Origin of the sequence: Nocardia sp. CNY236, assembly GCF_000482385.1 — a bacterium.
Classification (GTDB): domain Bacteria; phylum Actinomycetota; class Actinomycetes; order Mycobacteriales; family Mycobacteriaceae; genus Nocardia.
In genome coordinates, this window is record NZ_AXVD01000017.1 from 118,817 (window position 1) to 135,949 (window position 17,133).

Sequence of the window (17,133 nt, forward strand, 5' to 3'; positions counted from 1 at the left end):
CGGCCCGGCGCGGGTCGCCACGGTCGAAGGGACATGGCATGACAGTTGGGGCGATCTCGGCGCGAACGGTCTGGTTCGTCTCGATGTTCGGTGCGGTGGTGCTGCTCGTCGTGGCGGCCTGGTCCGCGCAGGACTTTCCGTATCGTGCCGCTGGTACGGCGTATCCGGGACTGGGCCATGCGGCGCTGTACACCGTGTTGCGGGCGGTGGCGATGGTGGCGGGTTCGGTGACCGTGGGCGCGTTGGTGTATTCGGCCTGCTGTACGGCGGTTGGCAAGCACGGTCGGCTCGGTGTGGACGGCTATGCGGGAATCCGTGTGGTCGAACGCGCCAGCGTGGTCTGGGTGGCGGCCGCGGTGGCGCTGATACCGGTGACGGCAGCCGACGTGGGTGGGATCGCGGTGTCGGAGATGCTGCGCGGTGGTGCACTCGGATCGTTGATCGACGCGAGCGAGAAGCCGAAGGCGTGGATGGTGGTAGCCGCACTGGCGGCCGTTGTCGCGGTGGGGTCGAGATTCTCTCTGTCGTGGGTCGTGACGGTGGCTCTGGCGTGGATTGCTGCGATCGGTGTCGTGCCGCCATTTGTTGTTGGCAATGCGGGCGAAGGCCCCGGTCATGACTATGCGACCGGGGCCGCGCTAGTTCTGGTCGTGGCGATGTCGGTTCCCATTGGGTTGTTGTGGTGTGTGAGTGCTCATCTCGGTCGTGGAGGAGACGATGCGGTGGCGTTGGTGCGCCGCACACGGTTCATCGTCGTGTTGTGTCTGAGCGTCGCAGCGATCTGCGGTGTCGTGTTGGTCGCGGTACTGGTGCCGCCATCTCAGGTGTTCGTCACCGGGTACGGGCGTCTGGTGCTGGGGGCGGGATTGTCGGCGTTACTGGTCGCGGTGCTCGTGGGGAGGATGGGTTGCGGCCCGAAGCGCGATGCGGTGGTGTGCGCGGTAGCGGGCGGCGCCGCGCTCGTCGCGATGTCAGCGTTGAGCGGGGCGGGGGTAGGTCCGGCTCCGGCGTTCGCCGATCGGCAGTTCACGGCTCATCAGGTCGGTCTCGGCTTCGATATTGCCGATCCGCCGTCTGCCCTGCGGTTGCTCACGTTTTGGCGATTTGACATCGTGCTCGGCGGCGCGGCGTTGGTCGGGATCGGGATGTATGTCCTGGGGGTACTGCGGCTGCGGCGGCGGGGTGATGCCTGGTCGGTGTGGCGGACGGTGTCGTGGGTCGGTGGGTGTGTCGTGTTGTCGATGGCGACGTCCTCGGGGATCGGCGCGTACGGATATGCCATGTTCAGTTGGCACATGGTGACCCATATGGCGTTGAACATGGTGGTGCCGGTGTTGCTCGTGCTCGGCGCGCCGGCCACGTTGCTGTTGCGTGCGCTGCCCGCGGCGCCGCGCGGGGCGCTGTGGGGTGTCCGTGAGGGGGTATTGGCGTTGGTGCATTCGCGGCTGGCTGCGCTGTTGTCCCATCCGGTGTTTTCGGTGACGGCGTTTGTCGTTTCGCTCTACGGTCTGTATTTCACACCGGCGTTCGAGAGCTTGATCCCCTATCACTGGGGACATGTCTTCATGAACATGCATTTTCTGATCGTGGGCTATTTGTACTATTGGGCGATCATCGGCATCGACCCGGGGCCACGGCGGCTGCCTCATGTGGGCCGGCTCGGGGTCTTGTTTGCTGTCATGCCGTTTCACGCGTTCTTCGGTGTTTCGGTCATGTCGATGACCACGGTCATCGGGGAGCGGTTCTATGCGAAACTGCAATTGCCGTGGGGGGTGGATCTGCTGGCGGATCAGCGTGTCGGTGGCGCTATCGCGTGGGTGGCCGGTGAGGTTCCGATTTTGATCGTCGTGGGTGCGCTGCTCACGCAGTGGGTCGCCCAGGATCGCCGGGTGGCGGTGCGCACCGATCGCAAAGATGATGTGTACGGCGATTCCGACCTCGATGCATACAATGCGATGTTGGTCGAGTTGGCGCGCACGCGTGGTCGGTAGCCTCGCGAGTTACTCGAGTTCTGGGCTTGTCCGGCCTGGGTGTATCCGGCCTGGGTGTATCCGGCGCAGTCGCAAGCTGTTGGTGACGACGAAGAACGAGGAGAAGGCCATTGCGGCGCCGGCGACCAGTGGGTTCAGCCAGCCGATGGTGGCGACGGGTATGGCGATGATGTTGTAGCCGAATGCCCATGCCAGGTTGCCTTTGATGGTGCGTAGCGTGGCGTGTGCGAGTTCGATGGCGTCGGGCACGGTATTCAGGTCGCTGCGGACCAGGATCACATCCGCGGCGGCGATCGCGACGTCGGTCCCGGCGCCGACGGCCATGCCGAGGTCGGCGGTGGCCAGCGCGGCGGCGTCGTTGATGCCGTCACCGACCATGACCACTCTGTTGCCCTGTGCCTGCAGGTGCACGATAGTGGCTACCTTGTCCTGGGGAAGCAGATCGGCGGCGACGTCGGTGATACCGACCTGCCGAGCGATGGCGCGGGCTGCAGGTTCGTTGTCGCCGGTCAGCATGATGGTGCGCAGTCCGCTGCGGTGAAGGCGCGCGATCGCTTCTGCGGCAGTGTCTTTCACGCGATCGGCGACGGCGACGGCGGCGACGACCGCGCCGTCGACTGCGACGAAAACCACGGTGTGGCCGACTGCGGCGTGGTGGTTGCGGTGCGCGTCGAGTACTGGGGGCATGGTGAGTCCGTGGTCGGACATCAGCTGTGGTCGTCCGACGAGTACGTGCTTGCCGAGCACGATGCCGCGGGCGCCGAGTCCGGGTAGTGCTTCGAAGGATTGGGCCTCGAAGGATTGGGCTATGGGTAGGTTCGTGTGTCGGCGCGCGTATTCGGTGACGGCTTTGGCGATGGCGTGTTCGGATGCGGCTTCGATTGCACCTGCGAGGCGCAGTGCCTCGCAGGTGTCGAATCCGTTGGTGACCGTGAAGTCGACGACATGCATCGTGCCTTCGGTGATGGTGCCAGTTTTGTCGAGTACTACGATGTCTACGTCACGGGTGGACTCGAGGGCTTGATGACCCTTGATGAAGATGCCCAGTTGCGCTCCGCGCCCGGAGGCAACCATCAGTGCTGTCGGGATGGCCAATCCGAGCGCGCACGGACACGCGACGACGAGTACGGCGATTGCGGCGGCTCCTGCATTGTCGGTTCCTCCGCCGAGTAGCAGCCATAGTGCGCAGGTCGTCGTGGCGATCGCAAAGACGATTGGAACGAAGACCGCCGACACACGGTCGGCGATTCGTTGCATGCGTGCCTTGCCTTGTTGGGCATGTTCGACGAGTTGGATCATGCCGGACAAGGCGGTATCGGCGCCGACTGCGGTGGCTTCGACGACGATCCGTCCAGTGAGCGACATGGTTCCGCCGATGACGCGGTCGCCGCTGGTCACGTCGACCGGTAGTGGCTCACCGGTCATGGCGCTGGCGTCGATGCTGGACATTCCGCTGGTGACCACGCCGTCGGCGGCGATCGTTTCGCCGGGTCGGACGACGAATCGTTGCCCTTTCCCGAGTTCGGTGGTTGGAATGGTGATCTCGTGGCCGTCTCGGGTGAGTACGGTGACTTCGTGTGCGGCGAGTTCGATGAGCGCACGCAGTGCACTGCCGGCTGTGCGTTTGGCTTTGGCTTCGAAGTAGCGGCCGGCGAGGACGAACGTGGTGATCCCTGCGGCGACTTCCAGGTAGATCGAATCACTGGACCAGACTGCCGCCCATACCCCCTCCGGAGCGTCGGTTCGTCCGGGGCGTAGGTACATGGTGTGTAGCGACCACAGGGTGGCGGTGAGCACGCCTACCGACACGAGGGTGTCCATACTGGCGCTCGCGTGGCGTGCGCCGGCCAGTGCTCGCCGGTGGAACGGCGCTGCGGCCCAGACGACCACGGGCACGGCGAGCACGGTGAGCAGGATCTGCCAACCGGTGAACCGTGTGTTCGGCAGCATCGCGAACATGGCCGACAGATCGGCCAGGGGAAAGAACGCGACGAGCGCGACGCCGAGGCGCCGCCGGAGATCGGCGACCACTTCTTCGTCGTCTCCCCCACCGAGGAGTGCTGGCCGGTGGACAGTTGCGGGTTCGGCGGTGTATCCGGCGGCGGACACCTCCTCGCACAGCTGCTGCACCGAGGTCGGTGCAGCAGCGTCGATGGTGGCGGCGCCGGTGGCATAGTTGACCGACGCGGTCACCCCGGCCAGTTTGTTGAGGCGGCGTTCGACCCTGCTGGCGCAGGCGGCGCAGCTCATTCCGCCCACGGCGAGGGTTACCCGCGTGGGCTGTGGTGATGCGGTGGTCTGCTCTGTGGTCATCGCGTGGTCTCCATGGTCCGTTCTGGCAGAAGGCGGTTTCGCTGGAGGTCGGCCCGTGATCGGGTGTGCGGCACTGTCAGGTAGTCGGTGGTGCGTGGTCGATGGTTCCCGCCGCAGTCGTGCGGTGTCCCGTCGCCGATCCCAGCCGCTCGGGCTGGGAGGATGATCGGGTGGAATGCTCGTTGGCACGAGAGTCGCTGTCGGTCCGGCTCGATGCGGAAGTCGAGGATGTGGCCGCGGCTCGGGTCGATGAGCATCTCGCGCGGTGCGGGCGGTGTCGTCGATGGAATGCATCGGCTGCCGAGGTCACATGGCAGGCTCGGGTGGGTGCTGTGCAGCCAGTTCCGGATCTTTTCGAGCGGATCGTGGCCGAGGTGTGCAGTGCTCGGCCTCGGCGTCGCCGGTGGGTCGGCGGCCGTGGCCGAGGTGAGGTGTGTCGGGTTCTGGCAGGGTTGGTCGGTGCGCGCCGCGGGTGATCTACGGCGCGGTATTGCCGAGGCGGAGCAAGTCGGATACGTCGCTGGCGGATAGTTCGGGTGTCGGGGTGGTGTGGTCGGAAGTCCAGTCGGGGTCGAATCCCGCCAACTGGATGTCGCACCATCGTTGGACTGCGGTGCGCAGTGGTGGGTCGATGTCTTCGCATGCGCTGATCTCGGCGCGCCAGCGTGCCAACGGAATCGTGGTGGTGTGCAGGGTGGTGGCGTGTGCCAGGACAGCGGCGACGGCGATCGGTTCGGGACCGAGGAGATCGAGTATGCGTGGCGTGGTCGTGGCAGCTTCTTTCGTTGCTTCGATGATGGTCTGGGCGGCGACGTCTGCGCGAACCATCGGCTCGCGTACTTCGGTGTGTGGTAGTGCTCCGACCGCGGTGGCGGCTGTTGCCAGATCGTGGAGGAAATCGTGGTCGGGGTCGCGTGGGTCGCTGGGATGTGGGAGCACGCGACCCAATCGCGCGATGGTCGACGGGACTGCGAATTCGGTTGCGGCGACGGCGAATAGATGCTCGGCGACGCATTTGCTTTGTGCATATCCTGTCGGCAGTGTGGCCGGGGCGGCCAGTGCACCTCGGGGTCCGGCAGCTGTGGCAGTCGATACCAGGGTGAGTGCTGCCCCGCAGTCTCGGGCAAGACGCAGTGTGTGGTGGGCGGCAGTGACATTGACGGTCCGTAGGCTCTGGTAGGAGCGCACCGCGCTGATTGCTGCCGCGTTGTGCACGATGTGACTCACTCCGGCGAATGCGGCGGATTCGGCGCCGAAGTTCGGTGTGGTGCAGTCACCGAGGACGATCGACAGTCGGCGCGCGTTCCAGGCCGTGTGGAAGTGATGCGCGGCGGATACCGCGGTGAATGCGCCGCGCAGCCGATCGTAGGCGTGGTCGGTGGAGTCGGCTCGGATCAGGGCCACGATGTCGTGGTCGGTGGATGCCAGCAATTCTGCCAGCAAGTACGCGCCGAGAAAGCCGGTGGCGCCGGTCAGCAGTACTCGTCCTGGGGAGGGTGTCGTGGGAGGGGCCGGTGGTGAGGAGGCGGCCAGGAGGGTGCGCAGGGTCGCGATTTCTCGGTCCATATCGGGGGTATCGGTGCGGGCTGTGTGGTCGGTGGTTCGGGCGGCGAGGTCGGCGGCGGTCGGGTGGGCGAGGATCTCGTCCACGGTGATCGGGTGCCCGGTGAGGACGGTCAGCCGGTTGGCGAGGGCGATGGTCTGCATGCTGGTTCCGCCGGCTGCGAAGAAATCTTCTTCGGCGGTGAGGTCGTCGCGTCCGAGGACGGTTCGGAAGACGCGCAAGATCTGGTCGGTACCGGATGCGGTGCGGGATTCGTGGCGGGTTTCGGGCGCGTCGAGGGCGGTGCGGTCGGCCTTGAGGTTGGAGGTGCGTGGCAAATGGTCGACCGCGATGATTCGTGCCGGGACCCATGCTGGGGGTATGTGGTCGGACAGGCGTTGTCGTAGCGTGTCGAGCCATTCGGGTGGGTGGGGTATGTCGAGTGTCACCAGAGCGTCGAGGGCGAATTCGCCGCGTCGGGTGACCAGCGCGTCGGACACTCCGGGTTCGCGGCGCAGGATGTCTTCGATGGTGCGGATGCCGACACGGTGGCCGGCGATTTTGACGACGCCGTCACTGCGTTCGATGAACTCGAGTATGCCGTTGGCGTGCACGCGGACCCGGTCACCGGTCGCGAACGCGCGAATCGACTCGTGCTGAAGCTGGACGGTCCGGAAGCCGGTTGCGGTGTTGGCGGGCAGGTACCCGTCGGCGAGCATCGGCCCGTAGAGGTGGAGGTGGCCGACTGTTGGGCCGTGGTCGGGGTCGAAGCGGTCGACGGCGAGGAACGCGCCGATGCGGGGGAACAGCCGCCCCAGTGGTACGGGATGTTGCGGGTCGTGGTCGGCCGAGATGTCGGTACTGGCGCAGACGACCGCCGCCTCACTGGGACCATAGCTATTGTGCAGTACGGGGTTGTCGCGGCGTGACCAGCGTGCTACGAGCTCTGGTGATGCCTCTTCTCCGCCGATCACGATCTGACGGATCGTCGCGGGCAGCGTGATGGCGCCGGCGTCGACTGCTATGGCCAGTTCGTGCCAGATGGCGGTCGGTAGGTCGAGTACGGTCGCTTCGGTGCGGTGGGCATGGTCGAGCAGGTCGGTCAACGAGCGCCGTTGGGTGGGGTTGGTGGCAATGACACATGCCCCGGCGGCCAGGGTTGGGAAGATCTCTTCGATGCTGGTGTCTGCGTGTAGCGGTCCGAATTGCACGACCCGGTCCTGTGGTTGCCACTGGTAGCGGTCCACGGCGTCGGCGGCGAATGCAGCGAGCGCGGCGCCGCTGACCCGCACCGCTTTCGGCGTTCCGGTGGTTCCGGAGGTCAGCACCGCATAGCCGGCTGCTCGTCGGGACGGCGTGGGTTCGGGCTGGGCGGTTTCAGGGAGGGCGGTGGCCGGTGGCTGTGTGGTGGGAAACGCTATCGCTGTGATACCGGGGGCCACTGCGGCAGCGAGATCGATGTGGCGTGGACTGCGGATCACCGTCGAGGGCGCGAGGGCTTCCAGCAGCGCGCGCAGGTCCTCGACTGGCATGGTGAGGTCGAGCGCGACATGCGCGGCGCCGGCGAGTTGGGTTGCCAGGATGGAGATGATGTCGCTGCAGCCGTCGCCGGAGGGCAGTATCGCGACGATGTCGTCGTCATCGACTCCTATGGCGATCAGTTCGCTGGCGCGGGAGTGGGACTGAGCGAGTAGCTCGGCCCGTGACAGACGGTGTTCGCCGGTGACGAGCGCCGGGGCGGTCGGGTCGAGGGCGGCCCACCGGCGGAATCGAGTGATCGGGTCGAGTGCCGGGTTCGGGCGTGGAGCCTGGATCGGGACGAACGTGACGCCGAGGTCACGGACCGGGCGGGTGTTGTGGGTGGCGGCCGATTCGAGGGCGTGGACGAGAGCATCGGCGTGGTGGTCGAGTTCTTGCGGGGTATAGCTGCGTGGGTTGGCATCCACGACGAGTTCGGCGGCGCCGCCACGTAGGTAGAGGTTGATCGACAGATCTTCCACGGGTCCGGCGCTCAGGTTGTGTGCTCGTGCCTCGATGCCGGGCAGCGCCAGGTCGTAGTCGAAGGGCATGATATTGACGATCGGGCCCAGCAGGCGGCGTCCGCGACCGATCAGACCGAGTTCAGCGCGGAGTCGTTCGTGCCGGTAGCGCCCATGCCGCCGCGCCGTGCGCAGTCGGGTGGCGATTCGGGTGGCGAGGTCGGCGACGGTGTCCTCCGGTTCGACCTGCACCGGTAGAGCCACGGCGTTGAGCACGGTGCACGGCACGGTGGCGGCGGCTGATCCGATGCGATTCATCATGGGTACGCCGAGTACGACGTCGTTTTCTGCGGTGCGGCGTGCGAGATAGATCGCGGCGGCGGCCACCATCGCCTCCACGACGCCGAAGTCGCTGCCGGGGGTCGGCTTCCATCTGGTGGGGGTGCGTCGGGTCCGCAGTGGTCGGGCCGTCGGTGGGCTCGGGGTCGTCGACAGCGTGGGGGCGCTGCGGTGGGTGAGCGTGGTCTGCCAGTAGGTTCCGTCTTCGGCGCACCGGCTGGATGCGTGATAGGCGTGGTCTTCGGCGATCACGTCGGCGAGGTCGGTGGTGAGGGGGGCCACTGTGGTGTCGGCTGTGGTGAGCGCGCGGTAGTGGTCGGCTACGCGTGTGGCGCACAAGGCGAAACCGTAGCCGTCCAACGCCACATGGTGTGTCCGGTGGTGCCAATAGACTCGGTCGGGGGCGAGTACCAGTATGTGGTGGCGCGTGGTCACGCTGCGATACGGGTCCGCTGGCTGGCTGCGATCGTCGTGCATGAACTGCAGCGCCGCGGCGTCGGGAGCATCGAGGTGGGTGAGGTCGTGTATGGATACGGGCACCGTGTGCGGGGGCTCGATCACCTGGCGGGGGCCGTTGGGGGTGGCTACCAGCCGGATGCGTTGCGCGGCGACGTCGGTGATCATTCGACCGATCGCCTCGGCGAGTATGTCGGGGTCGATGGGGCCGCGTAGTTCGAGGTATTCGGCGACCATGAACGTGTGTGGGTCGGGCCACAGGCGCTGGGCGTCGGCGATACCGTGCTGGGCTGCGGTGAGTGGGAGGGCGTGTGTGGGTTGGTGGGTCATGCCGATCCGGTCGACGTGCTGTGGTCAGCGTGCTGCATCGGTCAACGTGAGTAGCCACACCCCTACGACTGGTTTGTCGGCCAGTTCGGCGAAGCCGACCTGTGCGCCGGACGCGCGCCAGCGGTCGACGAGTGTGGTGAGCCGGATCGAGTCGAGTCCGAGATCGGTCAAGTCGGTATCGGTGTGCAGTTCGGTCGGTTCGGTGTGGAGTACGTCGGCGATGTCGGCGATCACGCGTTCTCGGCTCAAGCGCATTCGGTGGTCCTCTTTTCGACGCTGACACGGTGGGCCGTGTCAGCGGTGTACGGGTCGTGGTGGGTGGGTTTCAGTTGACGCGCCGGTAGCGGTCGGCCCAATACGGTTCGCGCAGTTCGCGGCGCAGGATCTTGCCGCTGGGGTTGCGCGGAATGGCATCGACGAACTCGTACTGGGTCGGGGTTTTGAAGGTGGCGAGTCGGCCGTGCAGGAATCGCGCCAGGTCCGAGGTTCGCAGGTCCATGTCCGGGTGGGCGACGACGAACGCCTGCACGCGTTCACCCCAGGTGTCGTCGGGGGCGCCGACCACCGCGGCGTCGTACACCGCGGGATGTTCGGTGAGCGTCTTCTCCACTTCGGCGGGGTAGACGTTTTCGCCGCCGACGATGATGAGGTCTTTGATCCGGTCGCGGATCACGAGATAGCCGTCCGCATCGAGATATCCGGCATCGCCGGTGCGAATCCAGCCGTCGGACAAGGTTGCTGCGGTGGCCTCGGGGTCGGCGAAGTACTCGACCATTCGCGCCGGGCTGCGCACGAACACCTCCCCCGATTCTCCTATCTCGGTAGGCGTTCCGTCCGTGGTGCGGATCTGGATGTCCACCCCCGGATACGGTTTTCCCGCAGCATGCAGGCGTGGAGCTTCGCCGATGTGCTCGGCGGGCGGGAGACACAGTGCGGTGTTTCCGGTCTCGGTCAGCCCGTAGATTTGAGCGAACTCACAGCCGAAGGTGTCGAGGGCATGCGCGAGTAGGTGTGGTCCGATCGGCGCGCCGCCGTAGACGATCTTGCGTAGCGAGGTGAACCGTGTCGCGCCGACGTCGGGTTCCGACAGCATCATCGACAGCATTGCCGGGACCAGGCAGGTGGTGGTGACCGCGTTGCGTTGGATCGTCGCGATCGCGGTGGCCGGGGTGAAGGCGGGAATCACCACGTTGGTCACACCAGCGTTGAGACCTTGGGTGGCCCACCACAATCCACCGATGTGGAATGCCGGCAGTGCGATCAAGTTGATATCGGTCTCGCGCCAATCGATCCAGTCCAGTCCGGCGCTCTCCAGCAGTGCGCGTACCGCGAAGAAGCTACGGTGGGCCAGTACCACGCCTTTGGGTCTGCCGGTTGTGCCGCTGGTGTACATCTGTACGACAGGTGTGTCCGGGGTCGCTGCGAACACGGTGTCGTCGCTGTGATGGGTTCTCGTGCGCCACGACTGCAGTTGGGTGAGTGTCAGAACCGGGCAGGTGGCAGTGGTGGTGCGGGTGGGGTCGTCGGTGATGACGATGCGAGGGTGACTGTGGTCGAGGATAGCGGCGATTTCATCGGCAGCCAGCCGCCAGCTGATCGGAACCAGTACGGCGCCGAGGGTGGCGCAGGCATAGAGCAGTTCGAAGACCGCGGGGGTGTCTTTGGCCACGTGCACGACTCGGTCGCCCTCGCCGACGCCGGTATCGCGCAGGGCTGCGGCGAGCGCGGCCGCATGGTCGGCGAGGGCGGCGTAAGTGGTGGTCGTGGGTGCGTCGATCGATACGGGGTGGTCGATCAGTGCGGGGTGGTCGGCGTGGGTGGTTGCGTGCTGTCGCAGGATGGTGACCAGCGTGGGCGGCCGAGTCATCGGTCGGCCTTCGGGTGGGCTCGGCCGGTTTTCGGGTGCGTATGGGCTGGCGGGTCCACCAGGACGATTTCGACATCGCCACTGGCGCTGCCGGCGCCGGAGTCGGTGAATTCGATGTGGGTGTGCAGGGCGAGCAGTGGTTGGGAACGATGCCGGAATTCGATGTCGTCGATGGTCAGCTCGGCGCGGTAGGCGCGCGAGTTCACCGGTCGACGGAATCGACTGTGGAATGTGCTGATGAGCACCGAGGGCAGCTGGCGTGCCCAGTAATCGGTCAGGGTCCAGTCCACCAGGTGAGGGATGGATCGGTCTCGGATCGCCGCGGCCAGGGTGTAGTAGAACAGCTGGTTGTAGGAAATGTTGAACTCGACGGCGTTGAAGTGGCCGGTATCGGTGATGTAACAGGATTCTGCGATGGAGAACGCGCCTACTCCGACGACCTGGTCGCCGCGGCGGTGCGCTGCAGCGTGTCGGAGGTAGATGGTGCCTTTGTCGGCGTATGGGCGCATGGCGCGTTCGAGGAGTGCGCTGTCGTCGGGCGCGCTGTCGGACCGGGGTGCGGTTGCCGGTGAGGTGGCGGTCATGTGGGCTCCTGGGCGCTGAGGGGGTGGTCGTCGAGTACGGTCACGCGCCAGGACTCGGTTGCCTCGTTGCCCGGATTGTGCAGCGCGCGGTGGACGAGTGTGCGGTTGTCCCACAGAACCAAGTCGCCGGGCTCATAGGATTGTAGGAAGATGTTGTCGTGGGCACAGTGTTCGTCGAGCTGTCCGCATTCGGCGAGTATCTGTGACAGGAGTGACTCCGGAAGCGGTTGTCCAGAGGCGTGTTCGATGGCGTAGGTGAATGCCTCCGACAGGTACAGCACCCGTTCCCCGGTAATCGGATGGATCAGTACGGAAGGCCATCGTTGTGCGGGGGTGATGCGTTCGACGTCCGCGATGACCTCGGCGAGGGGGCGGAACACATCCGTGGGGCGGATCTTGACGTATCGTCGGGCGCTGTGCCAGCAGAATGTGTCGGTGATCGCTTCGCGCAACTGCGGAGTGAGTCGTCGATATGCGTCGGCCATGTCGATGAAATAGGTGCCGCGGCTGGCGGTGGGCAATTGTTGTGGGTAGAACAGGGTGACAGCGAACGGTGTGGGCATGAATTGGTAGTCGCAGTGCCAGAATGCCCCGGTCTTGGGGACGCCTATTCGTCCGGTTTCGCGGTGAACGTTCGAGGAGACGAAGACGAACTCGCTGTCGGGGTGGTGGTACATGGGTTCGTAGTACGGCACCGGGGTGCCGAATTCTGCTCCCAAAGCTACGAAATCGGCGCTGTCGAGCGTTTGACTTTTGAGTACGACGATCTTGTCGTGGTAGATGTGTCGGCGTAGCGTTGCCAGATCGTCCGAGCTGGCCGTGGCCGAGGCGAATTCGTGGACTTCGACGCCGCGACGCTGCCCGGGGCGGGTGACGACCTTCATATGACCTCTCTAGTTTTCCTTGTGGCCCAGCAGTTGTGCTTCGTCGGTTTCGGTTCCTGTTGTTGTGGTGGTCTATTCGTGTCGGCGCGCCTGCGGCGGCGCGTATACCGCCGCAGGGTGGTACTCAGATGTCCCAGACGCGGCCCAGTGTCGTCACGGTATCGCCGGAATCACTGACGACGGTGACGTACGGTTGGACGGTCGCCGGGCCCACGACACCGGTCACGGTGCCGAGAAAGTTCACGATCCTGATGTATCCCTCGGAGCCGGAGATCGGGCCGCTGGCGATTTCCACTTGCTCGACACCGGGACCGAAACCGACTTCGATCTCGCCGGTAAGGCTCGGGATGAGGCTGCCGTTGAAACCGAGACCGGGCTGCATCATGTTGACATTGAAGCCGAACGAGGGAGTGGTGTAGCCGACTTTGATCTTACCGCCGACCGTGGCCGGATAGCCGATGAGATAGCCGATCTTGATGGTGCCGGTGAAGTCCTCTGCCATGTCGCCGGACACCGCGAACTCGGCCTTGCCCTCGTGCAGCCACTGGCGGGTCAGCGGATTGCGGTCCAACGGAGGCACACCCCGTACCACGGTGTCGGCTTGGATCGCACTGATCGAGCGCTCGTGTGCATCGACGACACTGTCGATGCTGTCGGTGGCCGCGGCCGCGGCGCCACCGCCGAGAGTGAGCGCTACCGCGGTGGCGAGCCCCATGACCGTCAGCCTGGTGCGGCGGCCGGTGTATGGGTGCGCGTTGACTGTCTTCATTCTTCCCTTTTCATCTCTGTATCCGTCGCCGGCGTTGGCGGGGCAGATCATCGGGCGCGGTGCCGATGGCGGGCGCGGGACCGATGGTCGGGCGCGGGACCGGTCGGATCATGAAAGGTCCGAGGTTCGGGCCGACTCGAAGCACAAGTCGGATGGGTAGCGGTCCTGGTTCCGGCGGCGCACTGTGCGGTGTGTCACGGTGGTGTCGATGGATCGTCGTCGCGCGCTGTGGCGGTGCTGGTTTCGCGCGCTGTGGCGGTGCTGGTTTCGGGGGGAAGCCCCATCACGACGTGCGGACGCCCGGTGAGCGGGTTGTCGATCACTCGCGCGCAGACACCGAATACGCGCAGCAGCAGGTCCGCGGTGATGGTGGCCACCGGCTCGCCCGCCGCGGCCACCCGCCCGTCCTGCAGGACGATCACATGGTCGGCATAGGCCAGGGCCAGGCCGAGGTCGTGAATCGCGAGAACGATTGTCGTATCGAGTTCTCGCAGTAGATGCAGCAACGCCAACTGGGCATGAATATCGAGGTGATTGGTGGGTTCGTCGAGCAGGATCACCGGAGCTTGTTGCGCCAACGCACGTGCGAGCAGAACCCGTTGGCGTTCCCCGCCCGACAGGGCGGTGAACGGACGCTCGGCGAAGCCGTCGACGCCGACGCGCCGCATCGCGGCGAAGACGATGTCGCGGTCGCTGTCGGAATCACGCTGTAGGTAGCTCTTGTGCGGCGCACGTCCCATGGCCACGACCTCGGCGACGGTGAAATCGGCAGTGTCACCCTGATGTTGGGTGACCACCGCGCGGATACGCGCCATCTGCTTGGTCGAGGACTTCCATACGTCACGCCCATCGATATAGGCCGCACCCGCGCTCGGTTTGCACGCGCGATAGACCGTGCGCAGCAGCGTCGACTTCCCCGAGCCGTTCGGGCCGACGATCGCGGTGACCTGCTTCGGCGCGGCGGTCAGGTCGATGGACTCCACCAGCGTCGCACCGTCGATGGTCACACCCAACCCTTCGACGTTCACCGCGACACCCGGGTCGATGGCACCGTCGGGTGTGGTCATACCGCGCCTCCAGATCTGCTGCGTTTGAGCAGCCACAGGAAGAAGGGCCCGCCGAGTGCCGCAGTGAAGATGGTCAACGGGTATTCGTTCGGGGTGTCGATCGCACGGGCGGCGAGGTCGATCACGATGAGAAACGCCGCACCGAATACTGCTGCGGCGGGCAGGAGTCGGCGATAGTCCGCCCCCGCCGCGAACCGGGCGAGATGGGGGATGATCAGGCCCACGAATCCGACGCCGCCGGCAATGCTCACCGACAGCCCGGTGAGCACCGCGACGATCACGATCAACTTCAGGCGTAACCGGTGCACGTCGATGCCCAAGGCCACTGCGTCGTCGTCGCCCATCGACAGTGCGTTGAGCCCGCGACCTTGCATGAGCAACCATCCCAGGCAGGCCACGGCCAGCGCAGCGGGCAGTGCCAGCGCGCCGGGTCGCGCATCGGCGACACTGCCCATCATCCAGAACAAGATGCCGCGTATCTCCGCAGGTTCCGAGCGCAGCTGAATCAGACTCGTCGCCGCTGCGGCGACCTGTCCTACCGCGACACCGGCCAGCACGATGCGGGGGCCGGTGAATTGGCCGTTGTGGTGGGCGAACAGCAGGACCAGCAACAGCGCTGCGCTCGCCCCGACGAACCCGGCCACCGGGACGCCGAGATTGCGAATCCACAGCGCCGATGCCGAGGACATCACCGCCACGGCGGCCAACGCCGCACCCGAGGAGACACCCAACACGAACGGGTCGGCCAAGGGGTTGCGCACCATGCCTTGCAGGACCGCACCCGCGACCGACAGCGCTGCACCGACGACCATCGCAGCGAGCACCCGCGGTAGCCGCAACTGCCAGACGATCATCGCCGACAGGGGGTCTGGCTCCGGGCCCAGGTGCAGGGCGTGGAATCGTATCGTGGCCCATACCTCGCTCAGCGCAACTGGAACCGAGCCGAGCGCTATCGCCGCCAGGCACGCCAGCGCGACGGTGAGTGCGCCGACGGTGAGAATCCCGGTGGGCGTGAGGCGCCCGGAGCGCGCCCAGCGGGTGGGCGGTGGGTCAGAACGCCGAAGGGTGGGCGACACGGGCGATTTTCTCGATCGCATCAGCGTTTGCAGGCCCGAGGTAGATGCCATCGGAAACCTTTGCGTAGGTGTTGTTCTTCGAGGCATTCCAGTGCGGATAGGCGGCGAACAGTTTCGCGGCTTCGGCGTCGAGATCCTCATCGGCGCTGAGGGCTCCGATGATGAGCACATCGACCTCGGCGTTGGCCAGTTGTTCGGCGCTGAGGTTTCCGGTGAGTTCCCAGCCGCCGTCGGGGAAAGTCGGCTCGCCCCCGGCAGCGCGCACGACCGAGTCGTAGATGTTTCCGGAGAAGATCGCAGGTAGTCCGCCAGCGTTCATGCTGCTCATGCCAGGAAACGCAATGAGCATTCGCTTCGGTGGGCGTCCGGCGACCGCGTCACGCACGGAGTCGATGCGCGCGCGCAGCTCGGTCGCCACTCGGTCGGCTCGATCCGTTACAGCGAAGACCTCGCCGATCAGGGTGAGGAATTCGAAGGACGATTCCACCGACCCGTTGCGGTAGGCCTGTTCTTCGGCGGGCGTGATGTCGTGTGGTTTGCCGTAGGCGCAGTTGACCGGATTCACCAAGGTCCGGATTCCGGCCTCGTGCAGCATGTCCCGGCTGGCGAAGCCGTACTTCGGATCGAAACCGCCCGACCAGGTGGACACGACCAGGTCCGGGCGCAGTGCCAGGGCCTGTTCGGCGGGAACGTCGCCGGCCCGATTGAGGGTCAGGGCGCCTCGAGGTAGCGCATCGACCTTGTCGGCCATGCCCGGGATGTCGGAGACTCCGTACTGTTGGGTGTTGGCGAGGATCGTCGCTTCCAGGCCCAGCGAGATGAAGGTCTCGACTTCGCCGACCGAGGCGCCCTGCAGGACCATCACGCGTTGCGGCGGACTCTCGAAGGTTTGCTGGAAACCACAGTTGTCCACCGTGACCGGATAACTACCGGGTTCGGTGGTCGAGGGGGTGGTGGCCGTGGTTTCGGCCGACTGGGACTGACAAGCTCCCAGAAGTGCGGAGCTGGCGATCAGCAGCCCGCACAGGGCCGATCGGGAAATGCTTGGTGTGCTCACGCCGTGTACCCATCCTCCGCGATGTCGGTTGCGCCGAGCGGTATTCCAGCTCGGTCGACAGATAGTCGTGCAACCCCACCGGTACGGTTCCCGTGGTGTATATCACATCATGGTCGATGCACGTGGGGCATGGCGTCGACCAGCGCCGGGCTGGCGATCCTCGCGGGCGCGACGGCAAGTGATGCGGCGCCGCCTCGGGCGACACGCGGATGCACTGCCCTGGCCGCTGGTCGCCGCGGCGAGGATGCGACGATGGGCAGCGTTATGAGACCTACGCACACATCCCCGGCGATCCGGTTGTGTCGTGCAATGGTGTTCGCGGTGCTCTGTGTGGTGCTCTCGGCAACCGGTCATTCGCTCAGCTCCGGTCATGTGGTTTCGTGGTCGGCGCTGATACTGGCCACTGCCGTCACTACCGCGGGAACGTGGGCGGTCGCGGGCTGTCAACGCGGCTTGTGCGCGATCACTTTCGGAGTGCTCGCGGCCCAGGGGTTGCTGCACCTATGGTTCAGCATCGCCCCGGTCTCGGCCGGTCATCACCGGGCCGCGGAGGTCACGACCGCCGAACTGGTCGCCGAGGCGCAATCGCTACCGATGCTGTGCGCGCACCTGGTGGCCGGTGTGGTGTGTGGGGTGTGGCTCTGGTTCGGAGAGAGCACGATGTTCGCGCTCGTTCGGACGCTGTATGTGCGAACGATGCTGCCGCTGCTGCTTCTGCTGGTGCATCCGATCGTTGGTTCGGGTCCCGCGGCGCTGGTGCCGGCCGACCCGAGGGTGGGGGCCGGGCCGGTCACTGTATTGCGGTATGCCATGGCCCGTCGTGGTCCCCCGAACGTGTTCGCCTGCGAAGAGTCCGTCCTGTCCCCCTGATCTGTGCT

Annotated in this window: 13 protein-coding genes; 3 read left to right on the forward strand and 10 right to left on the reverse strand. The window is 65.8% G+C overall.

The annotated features are described in order from the left end of the window. Positions 1–38 precede the first annotated feature (38 nt). Entirely contained in the window at positions 39–1,991 is a 1,953-nt protein-coding gene (locus K940_RS0112425; RefSeq protein ID WP_036528389.1) for a cytochrome c oxidase assembly protein, read from the forward strand. Positions 1,992–2,000: 9 nt separating this feature from the next. On the opposite strand, the gene K940_RS28015 is transcribed toward K940_RS0112425, so the two are convergent. Next, entirely contained in the window at positions 2,001–4,304 is a 2,304-nt protein-coding gene (locus K940_RS28015) for a cation-translocating P-type ATPase (protein ID WP_051407123.1), read from the reverse strand. A 101-nt stretch (positions 4,305–4,405) separates the two neighbouring features. Between K940_RS28015 and K940_RS0112435 the strand changes: the two genes are divergently transcribed. After that, positions 4,406–4,780, forward strand: a complete 375-nt coding sequence (locus K940_RS0112435) for a zf-HC2 domain-containing protein (RefSeq protein ID WP_028477826.1) — start codon at positions 4,406–4,408, stop codon at positions 4,778–4,780. 1 nt (position 4,781) lies between these two features. Here K940_RS0112435 and K940_RS0112440 read toward each other — a convergent pair whose 3' ends face one another. From K940_RS0112440 to K940_RS0112480, 9 genes are all read right to left on the reverse strand, one after another. Then, positions 4,782–8,951: an AMP-binding protein gene (locus K940_RS0112440; RefSeq protein WP_028477827.1), complete on the reverse strand. Its 4,170-nt coding sequence runs from the start codon at positions 8,949–8,951 to the stop codon at positions 4,782–4,784. 24 nt (positions 8,952–8,975) lie between these two features. Continuing rightward, positions 8,976–9,206 carry a phosphopantetheine-binding protein gene (locus tag K940_RS0112445; protein WP_028477828.1) on the reverse strand — a complete coding sequence of 77 codons (231 nt, stop codon included), beginning with the start codon at positions 9,204–9,206 and terminating at the stop codon, positions 8,976–8,978. A 70-nt stretch (positions 9,207–9,276) separates the two neighbouring features. After that, a complete protein-coding gene (locus tag K940_RS0112450) occupies positions 9,277–10,818 on the reverse strand; it encodes a long-chain-fatty-acid--CoA ligase (protein WP_028477829.1) in 1,542 nt (513 codons plus the stop codon). Further along, entirely contained in the window at positions 10,815–11,402 is a 588-nt protein-coding gene (locus K940_RS28020; protein ID WP_051407124.1) for an FcoT family thioesterase, read from the reverse strand. The genes K940_RS0112450 and K940_RS28020 overlap by 4 nt, the downstream gene beginning before the upstream one ends. Continuing rightward, a complete protein-coding gene (locus K940_RS0112460) occupies positions 11,399–12,286 on the reverse strand; it encodes a TauD/TfdA family dioxygenase (protein WP_028477830.1) in 888 nt (295 codons plus the stop codon). The genes K940_RS28020 and K940_RS0112460 overlap by 4 nt, the downstream gene beginning before the upstream one ends. 124 nt (positions 12,287–12,410) lie before the next feature. After that, positions 12,411–13,055, reverse strand: a complete 645-nt coding sequence (locus K940_RS0112465) for an MspA family porin (protein WP_028477831.1) — start codon at positions 13,053–13,055, stop codon at positions 12,411–12,413. A gap of 194 nt (positions 13,056–13,249) precedes the next feature. Beyond that, positions 13,250–14,122 carry an ABC transporter ATP-binding protein gene (locus tag K940_RS28025; RefSeq protein ID WP_051407125.1) on the reverse strand — a complete coding sequence of 291 codons (873 nt, stop codon included), beginning with the start codon at positions 14,120–14,122 and terminating at the stop codon, positions 13,250–13,252. Next, positions 14,119–15,198 carry an iron ABC transporter permease gene (locus K940_RS0112475; protein ID WP_196812178.1) on the reverse strand — a complete coding sequence of 360 codons (1,080 nt, stop codon included), beginning with the start codon at positions 15,196–15,198 and terminating at the stop codon, positions 14,119–14,121. The genes K940_RS28025 and K940_RS0112475 overlap by 4 nt, the downstream gene beginning before the upstream one ends. After that, positions 15,173–16,255, reverse strand: coding sequence for an ABC transporter substrate-binding protein (locus K940_RS0112480; protein ID WP_028477833.1), 1,083 nt, complete (start codon positions 16,253–16,255; stop codon positions 15,173–15,175). Before K940_RS0112480 ends, K940_RS0112475 begins: the two co-directional genes overlap by 26 nt. A gap of 252 nt (positions 16,256–16,507) precedes the next feature. On the opposite strand from K940_RS0112480, the gene K940_RS28030 reads away from it, so the two are divergent. Next, on the forward strand, positions 16,508–17,125 hold the full coding sequence (locus K940_RS28030) for a hypothetical protein (RefSeq protein ID WP_231390351.1): 618 nt from the start codon (positions 16,508–16,510) through the stop codon (positions 17,123–17,125). Positions 17,126–17,133: the final 8 nt, after the last annotated feature.

Bases quoted from the DNA above. Each gene is read 5' to 3' on its own strand.
- K940_RS0112460 (WP_028477830.1), bottom strand. From the start codon at position 12,286: ATGAAGGTCGTCACCCGCCCCGGGCAGCGTCGCGGCGTCGAAGTCCAC.
- K940_RS28020 (WP_051407124.1), bottom strand. From the start codon at position 11,402: ATGACCGCCACCTCACCGGCAACCGCACCCCGGTCCGACAGCGCGCCC.
- K940_RS0112465 (WP_028477831.1), bottom strand. From the start codon at position 13,055: ATGAAGACAGTCAACGCGCACCCATACACCGGCCGCCGCACCAGGCTG.
- K940_RS0112450 (WP_028477829.1), bottom strand. From the start codon at position 10,818: ATGACTCGGCCGCCCACGCTGGTCACCATCCTGCGACAGCACGCAACC.
- K940_RS28015 (WP_051407123.1), bottom strand. From the start codon at position 4,304: ATGACCACAGAGCAGACCACCGCATCACCACAGCCCACGCGGGTAACC.
- K940_RS0112435 (WP_028477826.1), top strand. From the start codon at position 4,406: ATGGTTCCCGCCGCAGTCGTGCGGTGTCCCGTCGCCGATCCCAGCCGC.
- K940_RS28025 (WP_051407125.1), bottom strand. From the start codon at position 14,122: ATGACCACACCCGACGGTGCCATCGACCCGGGTGTCGCGGTGAACGTC.
- K940_RS0112425 (WP_036528389.1), top strand. From the start codon at position 39: ATGACAGTTGGGGCGATCTCGGCGCGAACGGTCTGGTTCGTCTCGATG.
- K940_RS0112445 (WP_028477828.1), bottom strand. From the start codon at position 9,206: ATGCGCTTGAGCCGAGAACGCGTGATCGCCGACATCGCCGACGTACTC.
- K940_RS28030 (WP_231390351.1), top strand. From the start codon at position 16,508: ATGGGCAGCGTTATGAGACCTACGCACACATCCCCGGCGATCCGGTTG.
- K940_RS0112440 (WP_028477827.1), bottom strand. From the start codon at position 8,951: ATGACCCACCAACCCACACACGCCCTCCCACTCACCGCAGCCCAGCAC.